We start from the raw sequence: 24772 nt of genomic DNA, 5'->3' as shown, positions 1-24772 counted from the left end.
GGATCATCAGCAAAAGGAGAGGCACGGTTCATGAACCGGAAGGAGCGGTGCCCGTAGCAGGTGCACTGTAGGTTTCATGGGACAACACCCTGGGCATGGGCATGCGCGTATTCTCATGAATCCATTCCGCAATGCCAGCCTGCAACTCGTCATCCCCGGCATAGACGTTGACCTTGTAGGTTTTCTCAAATTTCTCCCCCTTTTTTCCTTCAATGGAATGGAGGAAGGTCCGCTCCCGGGTGCCGTAGGGCTCGCCTTCCCGGATGGATTCATAAAGTTGTTTTTTCTCGTTTCTCAGGGAGTCGTAAATGCTCAGGCAATCCTCCAGGGTGGAGAAGAAGTACTGGTTCGTGCAGACCACCATGACGGGATAATCCAGTTTCAGGGCATCGTCTACGGGAGCCACGTCAAACGTACTGAAATCCGCACGCCAGTCAACGCCGGCATCCAGCAGCCAGTACGCGGCATAACACAGGGGCTTGCCCCAGTCCTGCTCCATTTCCCGGACGGCCACGGTTTTCAGGGAAGGAAAGCAGTCCATGCTGACCATGCAGCGGATGCGGGGATCTTCAGACGCGGCTTTCAGCAGCACCGCTGCCCCAAACCCCTGCCCTACGGCGGCCACGGGCGGCAATCCCCCCTGTTTCCGGGATACGGCGTCCAGCAGAGCCGTTACGTCCGCATATTCCTTCAATCCGTACGTGCAGAATTTCCGGGCGTCGTTTTTCCCGCGCGGATTCCATACCAGGCACGTGTAACCGGCTCCGGTCAGTCCTTCCGCCAGCGGCAGGGAGCCTTTCACCCCCTGGTCCCAGGAGGTGGCTATCACCACCAGCTCCGGCTTCGCCTCCAGATGCGGCATTCTTCCGCGCAGTTTCAAGGTATCCCGCACGCGGCTCTGGCGCGGGGACAAGGCCTCCGGACGCCCCGGACGCACCAGATAGCCTTCAATGGCGGTACCGTCGGCGGAGACGGCTTCCACCGGCTCCATCACCAGGGAATCCGCAACGGGAGAAGCGGAGGGTTCATCCCCCCCCACGGGAACGAGCAACGGAGTGGACACATACCACGCAAACCACACCAGGACGCCCACTGCTGCCAGAAGGAGCAGAAGAAACAGTTGAACAAGACGTTTGAACATGGAAAAGCTGTACCCGGAAAGCGGTTGTCAGGAAGATTTTATCCCATCCTGTCTACGTTGACAACACTCAACTTCTATCAGGAGAATATCTTCCGCACGCCATTCCGGCCCGCATGGAGCCGTGCCGCACCGCCCTCCGCTGGACAGGCGCGGGCGCACGGACATGCGGTTCCGGCAAGCCTCCGTCCCTGCCCGGCGGCCAAATAACGCTTTATTTCCCGCCCCCGATCTGGCATCCTTGTCCCACCTTACTTTTTCATGGCAATCCAGGCCCGACATTTCCGCCAATGGTTCGCATTCCTCCTCCTGCTTGCGCTGGGAGGAACGGCGGCCTGGTTCCTGATGCCCCGGGAATGGTCCCAGATGCAATGGGAAATTCCCGGCACGCCGTCCGAATATCCCCTTGCCCAGCTTCTGCGGCCCTGGCTCATTCTCCTGGGCTGTTTCCTTCCGGCGCTGGGGATGCTGCTGTACAACCGCTCGGGCATCCTGGACAGGTATGTGGCGCGTACCTGGTTCACGGCTTTCATCATGTGCACGGCCATCCTCACGCTGATTTACATCATCGGCGACTTTGCGGACAATGTGGGGGACCTGATGAACCTGGATTCCCCCCTGGCGGGCACCTTCCGCTTCTACCTGAGCCAGCTGCCCATGATTCTGAACCTGATCCTTCCCTACACCCTTCTGCTGGGAACGCTCTGGGCGCTTACCAAGCTTTCCTCATCCTCGGAAATCACCGGCATGCTGCAATCCGGGAGATCCCTGCTCCGGATCAACGCCCCGGTCATCATCGGTGCCGTCTTTGCGGCCATCTACTTCGGCATCTTCGGGTTTCACTGGGCTCCCAATTCCACTCTGTACAGGAAATTGATGTTTTCCTCCCTGAGCCAGAATAAAAATGACGACGCCTCCCGGAGCACCATCTACAAGAACGACGCGGAATCCCGCATCTGGTACCTCGGCGACCCTCCCGGAATAGACTCCCCCGGCGAGCCGTTCAGGCAGGTGCGCGTGGAACAGTTCAGCGCGCCCGGAAAGATGGAGTACGAGCTGTTTGCGGATGAAGCCATGTGGGACCCGGCTTCCAGAACATGGACATTCCGGCAAGCCATCAAAAGGAATTATTCCCAGGAGGAACCCCGCCAGCTGAACGACGTGCCCGTGTTCGCCGGGCAGGAATACCAAACGTTGAAAGAGCATTATCCAGAGACTCCCTGGCAGTTGATTTCCCCCAACGTCCGCGTGGATACCCAGGGCACTCCGGCCCTCCAGGAAATCATCAGGTCCGGCACGACAAACGCCAAGTACCTCAGAAGCCTGCAAACGGAATGGCACGTCAGGATAGCCCGCATGTTTTCCTGCATTATCCTGACATTCATCGCCATTCCTTCCGCCATCACGTTCCAGCGGCGCTCCGCCATGTCCGGCATCGGCATTGCGCTGTTCCTGGCGGCGGCCATGCTGTTCCTGTATGAGTTTTTCCCCACGCTGGCCTCCGCAGGCTACCTCCCCACCTGGCTGGGGGCGTGGATGCCCAACATCATTTACACCATCATCGCCATCCGCCTGTTCCAGACCAAGCTGGCCCACAGAAGCTTCATGGAGATGCTGAGAGGCTTGAAAAAGACACCCGTCCATGACCAACCCTGACCACCTTGACGACTCCCTGGCAGCCGTCCGGAAAGCCCGCGAACTGCTCCACCGGGCACGCGCCGTGATTTTTGACTTTGACGGGCTGCTGGTGGATACGGAATACGCCATTTATTCTTCCTGGGAACGCGTGTTCGCATCCTGCGGCCACGCCCTCCCCCTGGATTTGTTCAACCAGTGCCTGGGGAGCGGCTACACCCACTGGAACCCCGGGGAGCATCTGGAACAACTGACGGGCCGCACCTTCGACTGGGAAGCCGTCAACGGCCGCCGCCAGGAGGAAATCGTCCGCGACCTGGAGCACGCCGGCCTTCTGCCAGGAGCCTGCGAACTCATCCGGAGCCTGGCGGAAGCCGGAACGCCCATGGGCGTGGCCTCCAGCTCTTCCCACCGCTGGGTGGACGGCTGGCTGAACAGGCTGGACATCATGCCCTATTTCCAGACCGTCATCTGCCGTGACGACGGCCTTCCCGTCAAACCGGACCCGGCCCTGTTCCTGAAGGCTGCGGAAAACCTGGGCATGCAGCCGGCTGAATGCCTGGTGCTGGAAGATTCCCAGAACGGCACCACCGCCGCACACCGCGCAGGAATGCCCGTCATCTCCATCCCGAACCGGGTGACGGAGCAGGCGGATTTTTCCCTGGCAACCAGTAAAATCCGTTCCCTGGCGGAACTTCTTTAGGAATTCGGGAATTCCGCCTTCCATTCCGTTACGCTTGTTTCTTGACGGAATTCCTTTCATGCCTTATGTAAGGAGAATGGCTTCCCAACGTACCCCATTATATCACTACCGCGTCAAAGACAAGATTGTGGGCCCTATCTGCCTGACAGACCTCCACGCCCTGCTTGTCTCCAAGAAAATTCTTCCGGACACCATGATCCGGGAGGAACATTCCCAGTGCTGGATGCCGCTCGCAACGGAGCTGCGCCGCCAGGAGCGCCTGGCGCGCCTCAGGGCATCCGCCTTCATGCTTTCCTGCCGCCCTCCTAAAAGCTGCCTCCTGTTTTACATCATTGCCCTTCTCCTTCTGGCCTGCGGCGTGGCGCATTCCATCATGCTCCACACCATTCTTTACATGGAAGTGCTGTTCGTGCCTGCCATAGCGTTTTTCATGGGAAAGATGCTGATGTACATGCACCTTCTTACCGGAGGCATGAGGAAAATGCCCGCCCAGGAACCGGAACGCTGACCAGACGCAAACATTTTCCTCCTCTCCGCTCTCTCCCCTGCAGCCTATGAGCCCGATACCCGCCAGAGCAACGCTCTACCATTACCGCACCGATGAGAAAACCGCCGGTCCCGTCAGCAAGGAAGTGATCGACACGCTGGCGGCAGCCGGCAAGCTTCCGTTTTCCACCACCATGGTCAGGAAAGAAGATTCCCGGAACTGGGTCCCCCTTTCCGCCATTCTGCAGAGGCGGATTAAATTCAAGGCGCTCCAGCCTTCAAAGAAGGAGCAGCCTTCCATCCGCATCCTGTTTTACGCAGCGGCAACCCTCTTTTTCTGCTTTGGCATCGTGATATTTTTCCTGACGAACCATGCCGAACTGGAAGTAATCATCCTGATTCCCTGCATCCTCGTTTTCATGGGCAAGCTTTTATGCTACGTCCACACGCTTGTGGAAAAGTGCGGCATTACCGCTGCTCCCGGCAGGGAATAAGAGCGCGGCGGAATGTCCGCCACCGTGTTGCACCCGGGCCGGGACGCCGTGCCGTCGGATAACTTGAAATAAAGAACCGCCGGGACCGTTGAAGATCCGGCGGTTTGAAAATTACTGTTACGGAGAATTATTTATTTAATTCCGCAACGGCGGCTTCCAGGCTGGGCACGTCTTCGATGGAGATGACGGTGGCATCCTTGCAGATGCGGCCCATCATGCCGGCCAGCGTCTTGCCCGGTCCCAGTTCAATGAAAAGGCGGTGGCCCTGGTCCACCAGCTTCTGCATGGAGGCCGTCCAGCGCACGGAGCCGCACACCTGGTGCTCCAGCACATTGCGGATGTCGTCCGGCCCTTCCACCACGCGGGCTTCATAGTTGCAGTAGACGGGCATGGAAGGCGTGCCGAAGGAGACATTCTTGAGTTCCTCCGCCAGCTTCACCATGGCGCTGTGCATCAGGCGGGAATGGTAGGCTCCCGCCACATTGAGCTTCTTGGCGATCTTGCAGCCGGCAGCCTTGGCTCCGGCAATGGCCTTGTCCACGCCTTCTTCCGTGCCGGAAACGACCGTCTGGCCGGGGCAGTTGAAGTTGGCAACGTCCACGTCGCATTCCTGCGCCAGCTTGATGACGTTTTCATCCGTCCCGCCGATCATCGCCGCCATGGTGCCCTTCGTGGCGTTGCAGGCTTCCTCCATGAACGCGCCGCGCTTCTGGACCAGGCGAAGGCCTTCTTCAAAGGTATAGGTTCCGGCAGCCGCATGAGCCGTGAATTCACCCAGGGAAAGGCCGGCGGCAGCCACGGGATTCAGGGAAGGCGCCAGCTCCTTCAAGACGGCCAGGCAGGCCAGGCCATGCACGTAGAGAGCAGGCTGGCAGTTGCAGGTGCGGGTCAGTTCTTCGCCGGGGCCTTCAAACATGATGGAGGAGAGGGATTCCCCAAGCGCCTTGTCCGCCTGCTCAATCAGGGCCCTGGCTGCGGGATACTGGTCATACAAATCTTTGCCCATGCCTACTTTTTGGGCACCTTGTCCGGAAAACAATAATACTGCGTCCATAGTTGAGGCTGAATTATACCGTTCCGGCAGGAAAGAAGCAAGAGCGATCTTGCCACCGCACTTCCTCCGTAATCTCTTTACCGCCAATATGAATAGAAAATCCGCCCCGGTCTCTGCGAGAGGCCGGGGCGGATGGTTAAACCTGATGTGTCAGGGAACGGCCTTAGGCGGTTGCTTCCGTGGTTGCGGGAGCTTCTTCCTTTTCAGCCGTTTCGCGGGGCAGATCGATGATTTCGATCATGGCCACGAGGGCGGAGTCCGTCAGACGCTGGCCCAGCTTGACGATGCGGGTATAGCCGCCCTTGCGTTCCGCGCAGAGGGGAGCGATTTCATCAAACAGGCGCTTGACGGCGGCCGTGTTGTGAATGGTGGCGGTAGCCAGGCGGCGGGAATGCACGTCGCCGCGCTTGGCGAGCGTGATCAGCTTTTCCACATAGGGACGGAGAGCCTTGGCCTTGGCCAGGGTGGTGGTGATGCGTCCGTTGAGGATGAGGCTGCATGCCTGGTTGGCGAGCAAAGCCCTGCGGTGAGAAGCGTTGCGCTGAAGCTTGGAGGTTTTTACACCGTGTCTCATGATGATATTTTTCTATGTGTGTTGGTTTTGTGAGATTTAGTCGTCGTCGTCTTCGATGTTGGCGGCAATCAGGTCTGCCAGGCCCACGGGGCTTTCCTCTTCCAGACCCAGGCGCGGCTTGGCCTGCGGCACGGGACCGGTAAGCAGGGAGGGATCCACCTGAACACCCAGGGAAAGGCCCAGTTCCAGCAGCTTGTCTTTGATTTCGTTGAGGGACTTCTTGCCGAAGTTGCGGTACTTGAGCATTTCGCTTTCGCTCTTCATGGCGAGCTGGCCAACGGTGGTGATGTTGGCGTTGTTGAGGCAGTTGGCGGCGCGCACGGAAAGCTCGATTTCGTTGACGCTCATGTTGAGCAGCTTGCGCAGGCGGGCCGTTTCCTCGTCCTGGACGGCGGAAGGAGCTTCTTCAAAGTTGACCTGCTTGTCGTCATAGTTGACGAAGACGTCCAGGTGGTGGCGCAGAATGGCGGAGGCCTGGAGCATGGCGTCTGCGGGGGAGATGCGCCCGTCCGTCCATACTTCAAGGATCAGCTTGTCGTAGTCGGTCATCTGGCCCACACGGGTATTCTGCACGGAGTACTTCACGCGGGTGACCGGGGAGAAAATGGAGTCGATCGGGATCACGCCAATGGGCATGTCCGGCACCTTGTTTTCGTCGCCGGTGGCAAAGCCGCGGCCCACGCGCACCTGGAATTCGCATTCGAACATGGTGTCCTGGTCCAGGGTGCAGATGATTTGATCGGGATTGACCACCTGGTAGGTGGTGTCGTCAGTGATGTCGGCGGCGGTCACGACGCCCTGCTTGTGCACGCGCAGGGAGAGCAGGCGCGGTTCCTTGCCGTTGTGCTTGAACTTGACCTTTTTCAGGTTCAGCACGATTTCCGTCACGTCTTCCACCACGCCGGGCAGGGAGGAGAATTCATGCTGTGCGCCGGCGATGCGGACGGAGGTGATGGCGGCGCCTTCAAGTGAACCCAGAAGAACGCGGCGCAGGGAGTTGCCAAGCGTATGGCCGTAACCGTTTTCAAACGGTTCCGCCACGAAGGTCAGATGATTCGCATCATTCGGGTCTTCAATTTTTTCCAGACGGCTGGGAACTTCAAAGCGGGCCAGCGTGGTAACGGCGGTTTCTTCTGCAGTAGTGGTTTCGTTTTCCGACATAATCGTATGTAATGTACCGGGTTTCCCCTCAGCACGGGCATGGCGGGCAATCCGCCTGAAGGACCTACGGCATGTTTTGGAAACGCCCGTGCGGGGAGCAATTTAACGATCTGTTTTCAACAATCAACTCTTTTCATGTCCGCCGGCAAATTTTCTGTGACTTAACGTGCGTCATCTGGCATAGTGGGGCAAACCTATATACCAACTCATGAAGCATCCTGATTTTTTGGACAACAGGGATTTTACGGGGGAAGACAAGAAGCGCCCCTCCACCATGTCCATGGACACCAGCTACCAGGCTCTGGAAGGAGTCGTCAAAAAACTTTCCGAAATAGCCTCCACCAGGCACGATCCCCGTTACCTCCAGGAGTATATCAAGACGGGCATCAACATGGCGCAGTCCGAAGCCTCCGACCACGATTTTACCGTCCTGATCCGTTCCGGGCGGGAGATGTACCGGGCCAACTGCGTTTTCGCCCCGTACCGCCACATCCGCAAGATTTCCGTGTTCGGCTCCGCGCGCATCAGGAATGATGAGCCGGCGTATGAAACGGCGCGGGAGTTCGCCAGGGAAGCCAGCGAACACGGTTACATGGTCATTACGGGTGGCGGACCGGGCATCATGCAGGCGGCCAATGAAGGAGCCGGCGAGCAACGCTCCTTCGGCCTGAACATCACCCTACCGTATGAACAGACTTCCAACCACGTGGTAGCCCACAGCGACAAGCTGATCAATTTCTATTATTTCTTTGTCAGAAAGCTGAATTTCGTAGCGGAAAGCGATGCCATGGTGGCGTTCCCCGGCGGCTTCGGCACCATGGACGAGGTGTTTGAAACCCTCACCCTGATCCAGACGGGGAAGGCCACCATTTACCCGATCGTCCTTCTCGATTCCCCCGGCAAGACTTTCTGGCTGAACTGGCTGGCCTTCATCCGCGTGGAACTGGTGGATTCCGGCCTGATTTCCGCGGATGACCTGCACCTCATCCACGTCACCAAGAATCCGGCGGAGGCCATGGAGCACATCGACCGCTTCTACCGCATTTTCCACTCCTACCGTTTTGTCAGGGACGCCATCGTCATCCGCCTGAACACGCACCTGCCCGCCCAGTGGGTGGAGCACCTGGAACGGGATTTTTCAGACCTGATCCTGCCCGGGGGAAGAATGGTCCAGAGCGGACCGCTCCCGGATGAGGCGGACGAACCCCACCTGGACCGGCTGCCACGCCTCATTTTCCCCATCAAACGCGGCAATTACGGCAGGCTGAGGCTGCTGATTGACCGCATCAACCAGACGCCCAGCCGGACTTATTCCCCACCCTCCCATGTCTGACGCCCTTCCCGCGTGGCTGATTCCGCTGATTTTCGGCCTGATGGGAGCCTGCATCGGCTCCTTCCTGAACGTGGTCATTTACCGGACGCCGCTGGGCATCTCCGTCAATGATCCGGCGCGCTCCTTCTGCCCGGAATGCGAGGAACCCATTCCGTGGTACCTGAATATTCCGGTGCTAAGCTGGCTGACGCTCCGGGGAAAATCCGCCTGCTGCGGAACGCGCATCAGCTTCCGCTATTGCTTCGTGGAGCTGCTTACGGCCCTGCTTTTCGCCGCCCTGGGGTGGAAGTACGCGGACGCCTCCGCGGGAGCCGCCATACTGCTCTGCCTGTGGACTGCCATGGCCATCGTCATCATGTTCATTGACGCGGAGCATCTGATCGTATTCCGTACCCAGGCGCTCATCGGCGCCGCAGCCGGAGTGGGAGCCTGTGCCCTTTACCCGTTTCTCCTGCCGGACAATGACGTCATGACCTGGACGGACGCCTTCACGGCCTCCGTGCTGGGGGGAATCGCCGGGTATGCCGCCATCAGGCTGGTGATTGAAATGGGCAAGCTCCTGTTCGGCACCTGGAAGCAGCACTTTGACGCTCCCGCTCCGTGGAGCCTGAAGGAGCCGGAATCCGACCGGGACGAGCTCCAGCTCATTATCAACGGACAGCCTCACGACTGGTCCATGCTTTTCCACCGGGCCACGGACAAGGCCGTCATTTCCGGGGGCTCCGTCACCATTGACGGGGAAACGCTCCCTCCCTGCTCCGTCATCCTGCGCCAGGACAGGATAGAGCTGGAGAACGGAGACGTTTTCCCGCTGGAAGACCTGGAAAGCGTGGAAGGAACCATGACGGATATTCGCGCGCAGCGGGAAGCCATGGGCTCCGGTGATGCCTGGATTCTGATGATGGCCGGATGCGTGGGCGGATGGCAGGGCGCGGTGTTCTGCCTTTTCCTCGGCTCCCTGCTGGGGATTGTGCAGGCAGTCGTTTCACGCATGGGGTTCGGCAGGAATCTTCCCTTCGGCCCCGCTCTGCTCAGCGCTGCTCTGATCTGGCTGCTGGGTGGCGACCAGTGGTGGCTGGCCTATCTCCGCTTCATTTCCGGAGAATAATTTTTCCCTCCATGACACGGCTGGACCGCAACCCTTCCGGGCTGCGGTCTTTTTTTACAGATTTATTTCATATTCAACAGCTTTACCATTCTGCACCCCGGCAGAAAAAAGGGAAGCCCCGCAAAGGCTCCGGCCGCCCCTTTCCGGAGCACGCACGTTTTTATTTTGCAACCAGGACGAATTCCGGGGGTTCATCCTAGCAAAGGGAGGCGTTTCCACCTGTTTGAGATATCACAGCGCGACGCCCCTTTCCGAAACGCATCAAACCTCACCACTCAAAGTTATGACCAAGCAAATGATTATCGCCGCGGCCTTTGCCGCATGCTCCGCGTTCGCTCAGGACGCGCCGCCGCCCCCCGCCCCGGACGCACCTTCCGACGCTCCGGAAATGCAGCCCCCTCCTGAAAGAAGGGAAGGCCCCCGCCACCGCGCCGGAGGCAGGGACCGCCAGGGCCCAGGTCCGGAACGGGCCAATCTCCAAATGAGGAGAATTGATCCCGGCATCATGATCATCGGGGAAGAACTGGTCATGGCCAAGTATGACACCGACAAGGACGGCAAGCTTTCCGACGAGGAAATAGCCGTTCTCCAGGCGGACGTCAAGAAAGCCCAGGAAGCCAGGAAGGCAGCCATCCTGAAGAAGTTCGACAAGGACGGCGACGGCAAGCTTTCCAAGGAGGAAAGAAAGGCCATGCAGGAAGAATGGCTCAAGGACCATCCGGAAGCCGCCAAGCGCATGGAAGAAATGAAGGCCCGCCAGGAAGCCCGCAAGGCCGAAATGCTTAAGAAGTATGACAAGGACGGCGACGGCAAGCTTTCCGACGAGGAAAAGAAAGCCATGCGGGAGGACTGGGCCAAGGACCATCCGGAAGCCGCCAAGCGCATGGAGGAAATGAAAGCCCGCCAGGAAGCCCACGCTGCCAACATGATCAAGAAGTTTGACAAGGACGGCGACGGCAAGCTTTCCCCGGAAGAATTGCAGGCTATCCCTCCCCATCACGGCCAGCCCGGCCCGCATCATGCCGCGCCCGGCGGTCCCAAGGGACCGGGTGCGCCCAAGATGGATGGCCCGCGCCGTCCCGGAGGCCCCAGGGCTGAAGGACCCCGCGCGCCCAGGGGACCGGAAGGTCGCAGAGGCAGTGAAGGACGCCGCGGAGACGGTGACCGCGGTCCCCGCGGCAACCGCCCGGACGGCCCCCGCCCCCAGCTTGATCCCAACCGCGCCCCCATCATGGCGGCCGGCTGGATCCTGATTGAGGAAAAGTATGACGCCGACAAGGACGGCAAGCTGAATGAAGCTGAAATGGCACAGCTCAACGCTGACGCCTCCAAGGCTCTGGAAGCGCGCCGTTCCGCACGCAGGGAAGCCAGGAAGGCAGCCCGCGGCAATAACGACATGCCCCTCCCCCCCGCTCCGGTCCAGGAAGAAGGGGATGATGAATAAGTTCACCCGCAGAAACGCATAGCAGAAACAGAGAGACGGCCCCGTCTGCCTTACGGCAGGCGGGGTTTTTCTTATCAGGGAAAAGGGAAAAGGAATTAGGGGTTATAGGAATCATAGGGAACTTTAGGGATTATAGGGAATTCCCATCATTACCCCTCTTACCCCTCTTACCCCTCTTACCTAGCAAACTCTCTCGGACTTACTTAACCCTTCCCCTTCCTTCCACCAAGAAACAGACCGGGGGAGGCATGCGGCCTCCCCCGGTCAGAGTTAACGAATCAATTTCCTGCCGCGCCTCAGGCTCCGGCCTTCATGGCCTGCTTGACTTCCTCATGCAGACCGTGCTTCCGGGAGAAGAGGAGGGCCGCCGGAGAGGCGATGAAAATGGAGGAGTACGTGCCGATCAGAATACCTGCGGAAATCGTCCAGGCGAAGTCCTCCATGGAAGGGCCGCCGAAGAAGTACAGGCACACCAGCACGGCCAGTGTGGAAAGGGAGGTCAGAATGGTGCGGGAAAGCGTCTGGTTGATGGCTTCATTCATGATTTGGGACGCGCTTTCATTCGGGTCCGAGAAGCGGAGGAATTCGCGAATGCGGTCAAACACGATGATTTTGTCATTGATGGAATAGCCGGCCACCGTCAGCAGCGCGCCGATGTGGATGACGTTCAGCTCAGTGCCGCTGATGATCACCAGCCCCAGCACCAGCAGGACGTCATGCGTCAGGGCGATGACCGCGCCGATGGCGAAGGTCCATTCAAACCGCACCGTCAGGTAAACCATGATGCCCAGAATGCCGAAGAAGAGTGCCCAGGCGGAAGTGATGAGCGTATCGTATCCCATGGACTGCCCGATGGTTTCCTCGCTGAATGGTGCGTTGTCCAGCACGGGGAACGCCTTGTCCAGGGCCGTGGTGATGGCCGCCTTGTCCAGGGCGTTGTCGGAGAAGTTGATCAGGATGTTCACCTTGCTGCTGTCCGTGGATTCCGCCACTTCCTGCACAGTGGCTTTCTGGGTCAGGGCCAGCTTGTTCACGACACCTTCCACTTCCCGGAAGGAGATGTCTCCCTTGTTGACCAGGTAGGAGATGGAGGAACCGCCCGTAAAGTCCATGCCCAGGCAGTCCTTGCCCTTCATGGCCCCCACCACGATGCAGATAAGCAGCAGAATGGCGGACAGGGAGCAGGACCAGACCTTCTGGCCCATGAAGTTGATGTTGCTCTTCTTCTTGAAGAGATTCAGGAATTTAAGGTCCTTCATCATGCCGATGGTATCCGCCCAGTAGAACAGGACGCGGGTGACGAGAATCGCCCCGATCATGGAGGTGATGACGCCCACCGTCAGCGTAACGGCAAAGCCCTTGATGGTGCCGGTGGCCATCCAGTACAGGATGACGGCGGTAATGAGGGAGGTGATGTTGGAGTCAAAGATGGCGGAGAAAGCCTTGTCAAAGGAGTTGCGGATAGCCACGCGGAAGGGGCGCCCCATTTCCTTTTCTTCCCTCAGGCGTTCGTAAATCAGCACGTTCGCGTCCACCGCCACGCCCAGGGTCAGCACGATACCGGCAATACCCGGCAGCGTCAGCTCAAACCCGAAGATGGACATGGCCCCCAGAAGAAGCAGGGCATTGATCGTCAGGCCCATGATAGCCACCAGACCGGCAAAGCGGTAGTAGATGATCATCATGATGAAGCAGAGAATCAGCCCCGTGATGCCCGCGTATTCCCCCTGAAGGAGAGCCGTATGACCCAGGGAGGCGGAGATTTCGCTGGCGGATTCAAAGTTGAGCTTGTTGGTGAGGGGGTTGGAAAGCACCTTCGTCAGGGCCTCCGCCTCGCCGGGCGCATCCAGTCCGCTGATTTCAAAGCTTTTTGAAAGAATGGCCTGAACCGTAGGCGCGCTCTTGACCACGTCATCCAGAACAATGGCCATGCGGTCGTGGCCCAGCTGCATGCGGGAAGTCAGGTTGTACATCTTGTCCGCCCCCTCGTTGCTCAGGGTGACGTTGACATGGCCGGGACGGGCCAGGTCCACCCCGGCGCGCACGATGTCCTTGCCCGTCAGGGATTCACGTTTTTCCAGGAAGATTTTTTCCGTGACGTCCTCGTTTTTGCCGTTCTTGAAGGTGTATTCATACATCCTGTAGCCGGGAACGCGGATGCGGCCTTCCGCCACCAGTTCATTGTTGCGCGGATGGACGGGGAGAATCTGCAGCTTGGCCACCTTGGTCAGGATGGCCTTGGTTTCCTCGCGCTTGGCAGGGTCCGCGGCGGGAATCTGCACTTCAATGAGGTTCAGGTTGTCCTTTTTCTTCGGGCGGATGATGACGTCATTGGCTCCGGTGCTGTTGAGCCGTTCCGTCAGGATCACGCACGCCTGCTCCATGGCCTGGTCCGTCAGCGGAATGGGCTTGCCGTCATCCCCGATGTTCGGTTCTACGCTCAGCGTGAAGGAGACGCCCCCGGCAATGTCAATGCCGTATTTCAAGCCCTGCTGGAAAAGGGAGAACAGGGAAAAGGACGCAATGCCGATGATGAAGATCGTGCCGGCGTTGCGCTTGACCTTGTCCTGGTCGGAACCCAGGTACCAGAAAAACACACCCAGCAATACCAGACCGCCAATGAAAATGAAGAGAGGGTTGTTGAAGAGATCGTAAATAAACGCGAGAGGAGCGGACATTCCGCCAGCCGCGGGGAGAGTGTCGGCAGATGCCAGGAGATTCATAGACATTTCAATCCGGATTGGGTGTGAGTAATACGGCAAGGGATTGTGGAGAAATTCGCCAGCAGGTCAAGCCTTCTGTGCGTGTACCCGTTAAGAGGAAGCCACCCCCTGCGGACCTCCGGAAAACGAGCTCCGCCGCGGGCATGAAAAACCCGGTTTCCCTGCGGAAACCGGGTTGAAAGAAGAATGGAAAAGGGGAAACGCCGGAGATTACATGCCTGCCACCGTTTCAACGGGAACGGGGGCGGGCGCCACGGGAGTGACGATCACGGGCGCGGAAAGGGGGGAGGAATCCGGAACGGCGGGAGAAGCGGGCATGGAAGGAGCATGGCCGGCGGCGGCGCGTCCGCGCCGGATGAGCTCGGAAACGGTCACCAGCTCATAACCGCGGTTTTTCAGCCCTTTCACAATGGCGTCTACAGCCGCCACCGTGGAGGCGTGGATGTCATGCACCAGGATGATGGAGCCGGGCTTGGCGCCGTTTACGGCGCGGGCGGCCACCACGGAGGAGCCGGGCTTGCGCCAGTCATTCGTGTCCACGTCCCACATGATGGTGGTGAAGCCGAAGCGCTGGCGGGCCCAGGAAGCTACGCCGGCGTTCGTGTAGCCTCCGGGGGGGCGCATGACCACGGGAACAATGCCGCAGGCGTTGCGGATGGCTTCATTGGTGCTCTGGAGCTGGGATTCCGCCTTTTCGCGGGATACCTTGCTCAGGTAGGCGTGGTTCCACGTATGGTTGCCCACTTCATGGCCTTCACTGACCATGCGGCGCACTACCTGGGGATGGGCTTTCACGTTGCAGCCCTGCATGAAGAAGGTTCCCTTGACATTGTTGTCCCGCAGGATGTCCAGCACCCTGGGGGTCAGCGTCCCGTGGGGACCGTCGTCAAAGGTGAGGGCCACCACTTTGTCCGGCACGGCCACGCGGCTGACCGTCACTCCCGGAATGCGGGGGGAAAGTGGGGTGTTGTTGTAGGACGGGCTCACGGACGGCACCTGCACGGACTTGGGGGGCAGCTTCACGGCGGGGCGGTCCGGCTTCTTCCCCGGAGCGGTCACGGGAGAAAGGGAGGTCTTCACCGGAGCGCCGGACTCCACCGGCTGCTCCTGATGCTGGGAACAGGCGGACAGCCCGAGCGCCAGGGCACATGCAAGGAATAAACGTTTCTTCATAACAGGTTTTTGGAGGATGTACGCCCATCCCGCCTTCTTGTCACGTCCTAAATCATCCATCCGTGCGGCATGAAAAAGAAGGAGGCTTCCCCTCCCTGGGAAGGGCGCCCGCGGGAACGAGGCGGGGGATTATTCCGGACTGTCCATGTCGATATAGCTGACAGATACCGTTCTGCGGGGATTGGAGGGGTCCCGAACCTCCACCTTCATCCGTTTGAAAAACCAGGAGCCGTCCTTCAGCTTCATCACGGAATCAATCATGAACCTTTTAGCCAGTTCCCCGCGGCCGTCAATGCCGTCCACCTGCCACATGGCTCCGTTTTCCTTGTCAATCCAGACGCGCACCCAGGCATATTGCCCGACCTTGGGGTTCGGGTTCGGAATCTGGACAATCCAGCAGTCCCGGCCCTTCACCGTGCTCGCCGCGTCGTCCCGGACGATTTTGGCCTGGGGCCAGTACAGGTAGCGCATGGAGAGGTCCTCATACGTCACGTCCGTCCCCGCGATGGGCACCGCGTACTGGGCGACCGGCAGAACGCCTGCTTTCCCGTCCTTCCAGGAAAGGATTTCCTGGCCGCGGTCCTTGAATTTCAGGTCAAACCTGTTCCAGACGTTATTCAACTGGTACTGGAAGGCAATGAGGTTGCCGCGCAAGCTCATGGAAAAGGGAACTTTCACGCTGCGTTTGCGTATTTGCCCCTTGATGTCCTTGTTCTCCTGGAGGGTCGCCCCCTGGCGAACCCTTTTCAGCAGTTGCCCGGCATCCGGTACGGCCTGGGAAAATGAAGGAGCCAGGGAAAGGACCATGGCGGCCATCCCCGCGAAAAAAGTGGAAAGCAAAGAATATCTGCGCAGCATGAATTGCTCATATCACTCCGGAAACGCGGAAAAAAACCTTTTCTCAGTCACCGGGCGGCGTCCGTGACATTTTGCGCTAGATTTTGCTCGACTAGGTAATACAAAACGACAAGATGTGCCCAACGACATCTATTGATCCATCAATTATGGAAACGCCTGCATTCTTGAAGCCCATCCAGTCCTATCCTGGGGAAATCGTCCAGTTTATTGAAAGAATCCCGGGGGTGGACGTAACCGGAGACCGCGAAACCGTGCTGGAACGGCTGGAACCGTACCACAAGGCGGAAGTGGAGGCCCTGGGCTGGCGGTGGAAGGACCTGCGCCGCGCCGAACAGGTGCACGGCACCAGGGTGGCCCTGGTGGGGGACATCGGCTCCAACTATCCCGTGGAAGGCGTGGACAGCCTGATCTGCTCCGGAGTTTCCGACTGCGTGCTTGCCATTTACGTGGCGGACTGCGCCGCCGTCTGGCTGTACGACAAGGAAAACTGCCACCGCTCCCTGATTCACTCAGGCAAGGCTGGAACCGCCGGCAACATCGTTTCCAACACCATCAAGTCCATGAAGAAATACCTGGGGGTGGACCCTGCCAACCTGATTGCCGTCATCTCCCCCTGCATCCGTCCCCCCCATTATGAGGAAGACATCCCCACGGCCATCAAGGCCCAGCTCGTTGAGGAAGGGGTGCCGGAAGACCAGATTCACGATTCAGGACTGGACACGGCGGCGGATACCAAGCGCTTCTACTCCTACCGCGTGGAGAAGGGGCAGACGGGCCGCATGCTGGCCCTCTTCGGCCCGGACCACGCCACCCGCCCGCACCCGATCATTCTTTAACAGCGGAAAGGCAGCGCCTTTCATTCCTTTTACCCAGCGCATCACGGTTTCGCCGTGGTGCGTTTTTTTTGCAGGTGGCCCATACCCGTTGGCGCTGGACGGGACCGGCCCGCAATCCCGCAAGGGACATGGCCGCATCCCACCGCGGCAGGACCGTTCCGGTTATTCCGGACCCGATAATCCAAGTTGCCGTTCCCGCATTCAAACATCATTACATTTGCAATCATGGCAGTAACAATCAGCGACAATTATCAGGTAAAATACACCAGGAAATGGGGCACCCTGCTCCAGCAGCACGCTTCCCGCCTGGACAAGTACGTCAGCGTCATGCGCGACTTGAGCGGCAAGGTGGTCTTTCTGGACCAATTCGGCGTTCTGGATTTCACGGAAAAAACCACCCGCGTGGGCCAGACCGTTCTGAACGAGGCGCCCACCACGCGCCGTTCCATGCGTCCGCGCACCTTCACCAAGGCCATCGGCTACGACGAATTCGACGCTACCCGCCTGGGCGACATGGACCTTCCCGTCAGCAAGACGATTGAAGGACTCCAGGCCGCCGCAGGGCGCCGCATGGACGACGTGATGATCTCCGCCTTCCTGGACACGAATTACGTGGGGGAAGACGGCATGACCGCCGTTCCGTTCAAGGAAAGCCAGCAGATCGCCGTGGACCACGTGGACAGCGGGACCAAGGGCGCAAGCAACCTCACGGTAGCCAAGCTGCGCGCGGCCCTCCAGCTCTTTGAGGAAAACGAGGCATGGAACCAGGATGCCCCCCAGTTCGGCGACCAGCTCGTCATTGCGGTGACCAGCTCCCAGATCATGAGCCTGCTGCGGGAAACGGAGGTCAGCAGTTATGACTTCAACAACGTGAAAGCCCTGGTGGAAGGCAAGATAGACACCTTCATGGGCTTCAAGTTCATCCGTACCCAGCGGCTTCCGAAGGCGGAGGACGGCACCCGTTCCTGCCTGGCCTGGGTGAAGAGCAAGGCGCAGTTCGGCATCTGGAACGACTTCAAGGTGAAGCTTTCCGTACGCGACGACATGGAGGAAGCCCTCCAGATCCGCGCCAAGTTCGCCTGCGGCGCCACCCGTCTCCAGGAAGAAGGCTTCGTCAAAATCCTGTGCGACGAAGGGGCCAACTAGGCCGCATGCACCATTAACACCCTCTCTTCATCCATGAAGGGAGACGCCCCGGGCCGTTCTGCGGTCCGGGGCTCTTGTTTTCCGGAAAACGACGGTCCCAATGACGAAAGCGTTCCGCTCCGCAACCGGAAACATGGCGTTGCCGGCACAAGGCGCTTTCCAGCGGTTTCACGGAAGCCCCTTCTTTCCGGCAAAAAGGTTCAGGCTTTTCAGCCAGCGCCATGAGTTGATCGCCGGATTTACCAGATAGGACAGATCCGTATATTTGGTACGTGCGTTATTGAAGTGTCCCATGGATTTGCAGAGGGCGGGCATGGGCGCTCCCACCCCGCAGGAAACAGGCGCCGGGGAAAGGGCATATAAATCCCCGTAGCGGCCCAAATACCGGGCAAACCATTCTTCCAGGGAACCATAATACCTCAGCCATGGCCAGACCCGCTGACCAGATGGAAGCGCCGGAAGAACACGGTCACATAAAGAAAGGTTCATCACATACGCTCCGGAGGCAGCCATATCCGATACGCGCAATAGAGCGGACTTTTCCCCATTCGCCACGGAGCAGGCAATATGGGGAGAAAGATGCGGTTCACTTAAAAACAAGGCTGTTCTTTCCCGGCATCCATTCAGCAACTGCCCAAGCATCCGCGCCATGGTGCCCGTTACCGGGAGCCTGAAACGGCAATTTTCCTCCACGACCATGAAACGGGTGAAATTACGGGAAGAAGCAAGAGCCAAAGCCGCCTGGTGCCCCAGCACCCGGGCCGCTTTCCGCCTCTCCGCCCGGAGAGAGGCCCCATCCCGGTCCCCTCCCGGAGAAGGAACGTCTACGGGAACCAGTTCATGAACCGGAACGCCATGCGGAACATACGCTTTCCAGGACCATTCCGGATGGCCGGACGCCCCTTCCTCCGTCTTTACCACCAGCACGACATCCAAAGCCGCCCAGAAAGGATTCCGCCCCATTCGCAGTAACGCTGACCAAAACATATTCACAGATTTTTACGTAACGCCGTCAGGCCGCCTTTTTCAAGCCTGCCCTCCCTTCTCAATATGTTCTTAACATCTGGAGATTGAAAAATAACGCCCTCCGCCGGAAAAGAAAACGGAACCTTATGAAACAATCTTGTCCGGATAGCTGAATGGCTGCCGGCGTTGGCGCCCCGCAAGCCATTCGCAGGGGAGCCGCACAATAGGATTGGCACAGGATTAAGGCAAACAGCTCCGGAAGGAACAAGGCTGGGGAACTGACATAATACGGACGCAAAATGAGGAGGAACACCTCAATAGAAGATTGACCTTCCTTTCTTTACTGGAATAGTAGGATGTATGCAGCAGATTGTACGTGAACATCAGACCTATCCGCCGAAAATCGTTGCGTCCGTCACCTCATGGGAGTTGTGGAAAACGCTGAAAGGAAAAGATTTAACAGACCAGTGCGACTGGGTGGAACTGCGCGTGGATGCCCTTCCCCCGGAACTCACGACGGAGCAGGTCATGGAGTTCAGGCCGGAGATGCCCCTGCTGGTCACTGTACGCTGCCATGAAGAAGGCGGCCTGCGCCGCATTCCGGAAGAGGAGCGCTTTGCCCTGATCCGTGCCTACATGCCGTACGCCACCGCCATGGACATTGAAATCAAGGCCATGCGGCATGCCAGGGAACTAATCATGGAAGCGGGAGCACGGGATGTCATCGTCATCGGCTCCACCCATGACTTCCAAATCACGCCGGGCGTGGACTACCTGCGCGAACTGGAAAAACGGGCGCGCGCCCACAAGGCGGACATCGTCAAATTCGCGTTCACCCCGTGCCTCGCCTCGGACATCCAGACGGGCGTGCAGCTTTTCACCAAACCCAAGGGGCCGATTGCCGTCATGGGCATGGGACCCATGGGGCCCGTCTCCCGCCTGCTTTACTCCCAGCTCGGCTCCTGCCTGGTGTACGGCTACCTGGGGGAAAAAGAGACGGCGCCCGGCCAGTGGCACGTCTCCCTCATCAAGGAAACCCTCCGCCACCTCGGCCCTATTCTCCGCTGATTCCGGAGCCTTTCTTTCCGCTCTCTCATGAACATCATTACTTCCGCCTTTCTGGCGGCACGCCCCAAAACACTCACCGCCTCCCTCATTCCGGTATGGGCAGGCTGCATGGTGGTGCAGAAACTGACCGGAAACTGGAACGCGGCCCTGGCCCTCCTGACGCTTGCCTCCTGCCTCTGCCTCCAGATTGCCTGCAATTTTTTCAATGACGCCATTGACCACGCCAAGCACGCCGATACGGAACGGCGCACCGGCCCCGTGCGCATGACGGCCAGCGGAGCGCTCTCCCACGGAACGGTCATGATCATCGGCCTCGCCTTCCTGCTGGGCGCGTGCCTGCTGGCGCTCCCCCTCATTGAGCTGCGCGGCTGGCCCATCATCGCCATCGGCATTCCGTCCCTCTACTTCACCTACGGCTACACGGGGGGACCATGGCCGCTGGCCTACAAGGGTCTGGGGGAAATATTCGTCATCCTCTTCTTCGGCCTGGTGGCCGTCCTGGGAACCATCCTGGTGCAGATAGGCACGGCTCCGGTCGTCCCCGGCACGCTGGTGGAATCCCTGGCGGTGTACAACGCCGGCATCGTGGTGGGCATTCAGTGCGGCCTTCTGTGCGCCGTCATGATAGCCGTCAACAACATCCGCGACAGAAAGGAAGACCTCACCACGGGCAAGCGCACGCTGGCCGTGCGGCTGGGGGAGGGAAAAGCGCGCGCCATGGCCCAGGCCTTCATCCTGGCGGCCTACATCACGCTGCCCACGTCCAGCCGGGCCCTGCACCTGAACCTCTCCCATACGTGGTGGATGTGGATTCCCGCCATCCTCTTCGGCGGCTACCTGATGCTCCTGATCCGCAAAACGCCTGCGGACAAACGCATGAACAAGGTGCTGGCCCTCGCCTCCCTCCATCTGCTGCTGTACCTGGCCACGTACACAATTCTGCCCGCACACTGAAAAACGCCTCCTTTTCCCAACGTAGTAACATACGTGTATCATGAATCTGCTTAAATTCATTCCCGTTTTTCTCATTCTCCCCACCTTCTTCTCCTGCACTCAAAAAAGCACTCTGGAAATCGCCACCGGGAAGGTGACGACCATCAAGCTGGGCAACGTGGTCCGCATCAAGGAAATCAACGTGCTGACCTCCGCGGATGACGGCACCTTCGCCAACATGGCGGGCACGGCGGCGGAAGCGATGACGCCCGGCATCATCGGCATGGGCACCTCCAAACTGGCTTCCGCCACCGGCTCCATCGTGGACGGCAGGGTGGAGGCCACCAAAATGATCCGCGTGCGCGTCAAGCTCAAGGACACGAACGAACTCGTGGAAGTCCAGCAGGAAGTAACGCCCAACTTCACCCTGAAAATAGGCCAGGAAGTCGTCATCACCCAGGGCAGCACGCCCGGCAACGTCTGGCCCGATTAACGGAAATGAACCACGCTGCGGCACCCGCCCCGCCACACCGGGGCCTCCTGATTAAAATCGCCGGCCTCCTGGTGGCCGTCTCCCCCCTCTGTGCGTGGAACTACTGGAACAGCATTCCTTCCGCAGCGCTGCTGGCCCCCCTGCTCCTTGCGGTCCTGTTCGCCGGAACGGCATGGGCCATGAAAAAAAACGTCCGTGAAACCTTCCGCCCGGTTCTTCCGGCGGTGCGTCTCACGCTGGCCGCTGGGCTGGCCTTCACGCTTATCACCCAGCTTTCCCAGGCTGCCCTCAACTGGCTTCCCCAGGTACTGGCGGGAACGGCAATCATGCCGCCCGCATGGATTATCCCGCTGGGTCACCTGAATCTGCTGGTGACCTTCTGTGCCCTTCTTCTGCTAACCATGGCGGCGGCCTGGGCATGCCTTCTCTGCATCGGAAAACGCGGAAGCCGCCCCACCGCGGAAAAAACGCAACCGGACTCCCGAACCCGGCCTTCCTGACGGAAGCCGCCGAAGACGCCAAGAAGATACTCCGGAAATACGGGAATGAACATCCCCTAACTCTCCCGCATCAGGCGGAACACGTCTTCCGGACGCATCCCCGCGGCACGCATCTCCTGAAGGCTCAGGCTCCGGTCCCTCTTGGCAAGCCGCTTGCCGGAGGCGTCCTTCACCAGCCGGTGATGGTACCACTGCGGCACTGGAAGCCCCAGCAGGGCCTGGAGCGTCCGGTGAATGCCGGTCACAGGGAACAAATCCTCACCACGGCTCACATGGGTGACGCCCTGGGCCGCATCATCCACCACCACGGCAATATGGTAGCTGGCCGCACAATCCTTGCGGCCCAGAATCACGTCCCCCAGTTCCTCCGGGCGGCAGACCTGGTCTCCGGACCGCATGTCCCGCCACAGCAGGGGGCCCGTAATCCGCGCCGCGGCGTGGCAGTCCAGCCGCCACGAAAAGGGCTTGCCGGATTTGAGAAGCTCCTTCCGGCGCCCCTTGTCAAGCAGGCGGCAGGTTCCCGGATAAACGTCCACGCGGCCGCCCTGCGGCGCGCCGCCCATGGCGGCCACCTCCTCCGCAATCTCCCGGCGCGTGCAGAAACAGGGGTACAGCACCCCGCGGTCCTTCAACGCCTGGAGGGCATGTTCATAAGCGCTGAAGCGTGAAGACTGGACCATCATCGGCCCGTCAAAGCGAATGCCCAGCCAGTCCAGGTCTTCCAGGATGCCCCCTACAAACTCCGGACGGCACCGCGTCCGGTCGATGTCTTCCATCCTCAGCACGCACCTTCCGGAAAAACGGTCCGCCAGGGAACGGGCCTCCCACGCGGCCAGGGCATGCCCCAGATGGAGACGGCCCGTAGGGCTGGGGGCGAACCTTGTTACTATGGGGGAATCCATGCGGCGCCGCCACCATAAAAAAGCGCAGCCGCCTTTTCAAACCCTTTCCGGAAAATTATTGCGGCTTGACAGAAAGAGGCCGGGAAAGTAGGAGAGTTGGTCCCTTTCCCTGCACCTTCAACTTTCAGTACATGCTTTCTCTTCTCAACATCAACTCCGCCTCCGTCATGGGCTGGCTGGAATCAGCGGCCACCCAGCAATGGATTGTGGGCATCCTGCTGCTACTCCTGTTCATCTGCTTCATCAAGGAATGGATGCCCGTGGAAATCACGGCCCTGGCAGGAACCGCCGTACTCATGCTCACGGGGATACTGAGCACGCGGGACGTGCTGTCCAGCTTTGCCAACAGCGGCCCGCTGACGGTGGTCTGCATGTTCATCCTGAGCGCCTCCCTGGAAAGGACGGGGCTGATCGGGGACCTCTCCAAGCTTTTCAACAAGGTAGCCAAAGGCCGGGAGCTGACCGCGCTGCTGGTCATCACGCTGGGGGCGTTCATGGTCTCCCCCTTCGTCAACAACACCCCGGTGGTCGTCATCCTGATGCCCATTGTGCTGGCCTTCTGCCGGGACCACAACATCGCGGCCTCCAAACTCCTCATTCCCCTCTCCTACGCCACCATCCTGGGCGGCACCTGCTCCGTGGTGGGCACCTCCACCAACGTGGTCGTGCTGGGCCAGGTGCAGAAACTGGGCTATGAAGGCATCCAGATGTTCACGGTAACGCCCATGGGGCTCATTTACGCGGCGGCGGGGCTGCTCTATCTCTGGACCTTTGGCCGCAAATGGCTCCCGTCCCGCCCCACCCTGTCCACCATGCTCCCCGGCGGCATCCAGCGCGACTTCCTGCTCCAGGTCAGAATCCCCGCGGACTCCCCGCACATCGGCGCCACTCCCGTCAGCCTCATGCAGTCCGAACTGCTGGGCACCAAAATCGTGGAAGTGCGCCGCAAGGGCTTCTCCATGCAGGAGGAACTGCAACACATCAACCTGGAGGAGGGCGACCGCATCCTCTTCCTGTGCAATGCCAGAAAAGTCAACCAGGTCCGGGAGGCCAGGGGCGTGGACCTGGGCTGGGACGACAGCCGCGGACTGGAAACGCTGGAACAGCGCGACGTGCAAATCGTGGAAGGCATGATTGCCAACAATTCCGAATTCGCCGGACTGTCCCTGTCCGAACTCAAGCTGCGCCAGCGGTTCAACATTTTTGTGCTCGCCATCCACAGGCAGGGCAAGAACATCACGGACATGGGGCCGGATACCAAGCTGGCCGCCGGGGACACCCTGCTGCTGGAAGGCCCGCAGGAAGGGATGAACCGCATCCTGACCAAGCAGCGCATCATTCCCCTGAGCCAGCGCCCCGCGGACGCGCACAACCGCAGCAAGCAGGGCTGGGCCATCCTGGCCATGGGGCTGTTCATCTTCATCGGGCTGCTGGGCTCCTTTGAGCAGTACGGGGAATTCTTCAAGTTCTTCGCGCGCTTCAACCCCTTCTACCTCGCGTTCATCGGCGCCCTGATCGTCGTCATCTCCGGCTGCGTCAAGCCGAAGGAAGCCTACCAGGCGGTGGACTGGGGCATCATCTTCCTGATTCTGGGCATGCTGTGCGTGGGGGAAGCCATGAGCAAGACCGGATTAGCCAAGGCCATCGCCTTCGGCGTGGTGGACAACATAGGCCCCATGGGCTGCCTGGTCGCCATCTCCGGCCTCTACCTGATCTGCTCCATCCTGACGGAAATGATTTCCAACAATGCCGTAGCCGCCGTCATGGGACCGCTGGCCTATGAAATGGCCCTGCAATTCGACGCCAACCCCATCCCCTTCATCCTGGCCGTCATGTTCGGCGCCAGCGCCAGCTTCTCCACCCCCATCGGCTACCAGACCAACACCTACGTGTACAACGCAGGCGGCTACAAATTCAAGGACTTCGTGAAAGTAGGGCTGCCCCTCAACATTCTTCTGTGGATCATCTTCACCTGCACCGTCGGCTGGCTGTACCCGCTCAAGTAGAAAAGACGATTCTGCGGAAAAGGCTTCCCGGCGGGCAA

At 59.5% G+C, this 24772-nt stretch carries 23 protein-coding genes; 14 read left to right on the top strand and 9 right to left on the bottom strand.

The window, feature by feature from the left end:
* Positions 1–28: 28 nt before the first annotated feature.
* Positions 29–1141, bottom strand: coding sequence for an alpha/beta hydrolase family protein (locus tag M8N44_RS01590; protein WP_022397263.1), 1113 nt, complete (start codon positions 1139–1141; stop codon positions 29–31).
* 258 nt (positions 1142–1399) lie between these two features.
* Between M8N44_RS01590 and M8N44_RS01585 the strand changes: the two genes are divergently transcribed.
* The 4 genes from M8N44_RS01585 (at position 1400) to M8N44_RS01570 (ending at position 4456) form a co-directional block, all read left to right on the top strand.
* The gene (locus tag M8N44_RS01585; RefSeq protein ID WP_102722721.1) at positions 1400–2794 is read left to right on the top strand and encodes an LptF/LptG family permease; all 1395 of its coding nucleotides are present in this window, start codon (positions 1400–1402) and stop codon (positions 2792–2794) included.
* On the top strand, positions 2781–3476 hold the full coding sequence (locus M8N44_RS01580; protein WP_102728863.1) for an HAD family hydrolase: 696 nt from the start codon (positions 2781–2783) through the stop codon (positions 3474–3476). The genes M8N44_RS01585 and M8N44_RS01580 overlap by 14 nt, the downstream gene beginning before the upstream one ends.
* 76 nt (positions 3477–3552) lie before the next feature.
* Positions 3553–3984, top strand: coding sequence for a GYF domain-containing protein (locus M8N44_RS01575; protein ID WP_102726859.1), 432 nt, complete (start codon positions 3553–3555; stop codon positions 3982–3984).
* Positions 3985–4030: 46 nt separating this feature from the next.
* On the top strand, positions 4031–4456 hold the full coding sequence (locus M8N44_RS01570; RefSeq protein WP_022397267.1) for a DUF4339 domain-containing protein: 426 nt from the start codon (positions 4031–4033) through the stop codon (positions 4454–4456).
* Between the two features lie 127 nt (positions 4457–4583).
* Here M8N44_RS01570 and fabD read toward each other — a convergent pair whose 3' ends face one another.
* From fabD to M8N44_RS01555, 3 genes are all read right to left on the bottom strand, one after another.
* Positions 4584–5510, bottom strand: a complete 927-nt coding sequence (gene fabD, locus M8N44_RS01565) for an ACP S-malonyltransferase (RefSeq protein ID WP_102722719.1) — start codon at positions 5508–5510, stop codon at positions 4584–4586.
* Positions 5511–5673: 163 nt separating this feature from the next.
* Complete coding sequence (gene rplQ, locus M8N44_RS01560; RefSeq protein ID WP_102726858.1) at positions 5674–6084, bottom strand: 50S ribosomal protein L17; 411 nt, start codon at positions 6082–6084, stop codon at positions 5674–5676.
* Between the two features lie 36 nt (positions 6085–6120).
* The gene (locus M8N44_RS01555) at positions 6121–7245 is read right to left on the bottom strand and encodes a DNA-directed RNA polymerase subunit alpha (RefSeq protein ID WP_022397270.1); all 1125 of its coding nucleotides are present in this window, start codon (positions 7243–7245) and stop codon (positions 6121–6123) included.
* 208 nt (positions 7246–7453) lie between these two features.
* On the opposite strand from M8N44_RS01555, the gene M8N44_RS01550 reads away from it, so the two are divergent.
* From M8N44_RS01550 to M8N44_RS01540, 3 genes are all read left to right on the top strand, one after another.
* Entirely contained in the window at positions 7454–8578 is a 1125-nt protein-coding gene (locus tag M8N44_RS01550; protein WP_022397271.1) for an LOG family protein, read from the top strand.
* Entirely contained in the window at positions 8571–9686 is a 1116-nt protein-coding gene (locus tag M8N44_RS01545) for a prepilin peptidase (RefSeq protein ID WP_102726857.1), read from the top strand. The genes M8N44_RS01550 and M8N44_RS01545 overlap by 8 nt, the downstream gene beginning before the upstream one ends.
* A 283-nt stretch (positions 9687–9969) precedes the next feature.
* The gene (locus M8N44_RS01540) at positions 9970–11130 is read left to right on the top strand and encodes an EF-hand domain-containing protein (RefSeq protein WP_102728864.1); all 1161 of its coding nucleotides are present in this window, start codon (positions 9970–9972) and stop codon (positions 11128–11130) included.
* A gap of 296 nt (positions 11131–11426) precedes the next feature.
* On the opposite strand, the gene secD is transcribed toward M8N44_RS01540, so the two are convergent.
* From secD to M8N44_RS01525, 3 genes are all read right to left on the bottom strand, one after another.
* Positions 11427–13859, bottom strand: a complete 2433-nt coding sequence (gene secD / locus M8N44_RS01535) for a protein translocase subunit SecD (RefSeq protein WP_102722551.1) — start codon at positions 13857–13859, stop codon at positions 11427–11429.
* Between the two features lie 204 nt (positions 13860–14063).
* A complete protein-coding gene (locus M8N44_RS01530; protein WP_180973695.1) occupies positions 14064–15026 on the bottom strand; it encodes a polysaccharide deacetylase family protein in 963 nt (320 codons plus the stop codon).
* 129 nt (positions 15027–15155) lie between these two features.
* Positions 15156–15842: an outer membrane lipoprotein-sorting protein gene (locus tag M8N44_RS01525; RefSeq protein ID WP_215442177.1), complete on the bottom strand. Its 687-nt coding sequence runs from the start codon at positions 15840–15842 to the stop codon at positions 15156–15158.
* A 188-nt stretch (positions 15843–16030) separates the two neighbouring features.
* On the opposite strand from M8N44_RS01525, the gene M8N44_RS01520 reads away from it, so the two are divergent.
* Both M8N44_RS01520 and M8N44_RS01515 read left to right on the top strand, forming a co-directional pair.
* The gene (locus M8N44_RS01520) at positions 16031–16720 is read left to right on the top strand and encodes a purine nucleoside phosphorylase YfiH/LACC1 family protein (RefSeq protein WP_180975244.1); all 690 of its coding nucleotides are present in this window, start codon (positions 16031–16033) and stop codon (positions 16718–16720) included.
* Positions 16721–16945: 225 nt separating this feature from the next.
* On the top strand, positions 16946–17866 hold the full coding sequence (locus M8N44_RS01515) for a phage capsid protein (protein ID WP_102722555.1): 921 nt from the start codon (positions 16946–16948) through the stop codon (positions 17864–17866).
* A 168-nt stretch (positions 17867–18034) separates the two neighbouring features.
* Here the strand turns inward: M8N44_RS01515 and M8N44_RS01510 are convergent, their stop codons facing one another.
* The gene (locus M8N44_RS01510) at positions 18035–18829 is read right to left on the bottom strand and encodes a hypothetical protein (RefSeq protein ID WP_102728869.1); all 795 of its coding nucleotides are present in this window, start codon (positions 18827–18829) and stop codon (positions 18035–18037) included.
* A gap of 363 nt (positions 18830–19192) precedes the next feature.
* Here M8N44_RS01510 and M8N44_RS01505 point away from each other — a divergent pair, with 363 nt between their 5' ends.
* The 4 genes from M8N44_RS01505 to M8N44_RS01490 are packed head-to-tail and all read left to right on the top strand — an operon-like array spanning position 19193 to position 21826.
* Positions 19193–19900, top strand: a complete 708-nt coding sequence (locus tag M8N44_RS01505; protein ID WP_102728870.1) for a type I 3-dehydroquinate dehydratase — start codon at positions 19193–19195, stop codon at positions 19898–19900.
* Positions 19901–19927: 27 nt separating this feature from the next.
* Entirely contained in the window at positions 19928–20854 is a 927-nt protein-coding gene (gene menA / locus M8N44_RS01500) for a 1,4-dihydroxy-2-naphthoate octaprenyltransferase (RefSeq protein ID WP_022397281.1), read from the top strand.
* Between the two features lie 40 nt (positions 20855–20894).
* Positions 20895–21326, top strand: coding sequence for a hypothetical protein (locus M8N44_RS01495; protein WP_022397282.1), 432 nt, complete (start codon positions 20895–20897; stop codon positions 21324–21326).
* Between the two features lie 5 nt (positions 21327–21331).
* On the top strand, positions 21332–21826 hold the full coding sequence (locus M8N44_RS01490; RefSeq protein ID WP_102728871.1) for a hypothetical protein: 495 nt from the start codon (positions 21332–21334) through the stop codon (positions 21824–21826).
* A 56-nt stretch (positions 21827–21882) separates the two neighbouring features.
* On the opposite strand, the gene gluQRS is transcribed toward M8N44_RS01490, so the two are convergent.
* The gene (gene gluQRS / locus M8N44_RS01485; protein WP_102728872.1) at positions 21883–22728 is read right to left on the bottom strand and encodes a tRNA glutamyl-Q(34) synthetase GluQRS; all 846 of its coding nucleotides are present in this window, start codon (positions 22726–22728) and stop codon (positions 21883–21885) included.
* Positions 22729–22859: 131 nt separating this feature from the next.
* On the opposite strand from gluQRS, the gene M8N44_RS01480 reads away from it, so the two are divergent.
* Positions 22860–24734 (top strand): SLC13 family permease, encoded by a 1875-nt coding sequence (locus M8N44_RS01480; RefSeq protein ID WP_022397285.1) that lies wholly within the window; start codon positions 22860–22862, stop codon positions 24732–24734.
* Positions 24735–24772 lie beyond the last annotated feature (38 nt).

The organism is Akkermansia massiliensis (assembly GCF_023516715.1).
In the GTDB taxonomy this organism is placed as follows: Bacteria; Verrucomicrobiota; Verrucomicrobiia; order Verrucomicrobiales; family Akkermansiaceae; genus Akkermansia; species Akkermansia massiliensis.
The sequence above is the reverse complement of the archived record's forward strand: the minus strand, read 5'-3'. Positions and strand labels throughout refer to the sequence as shown.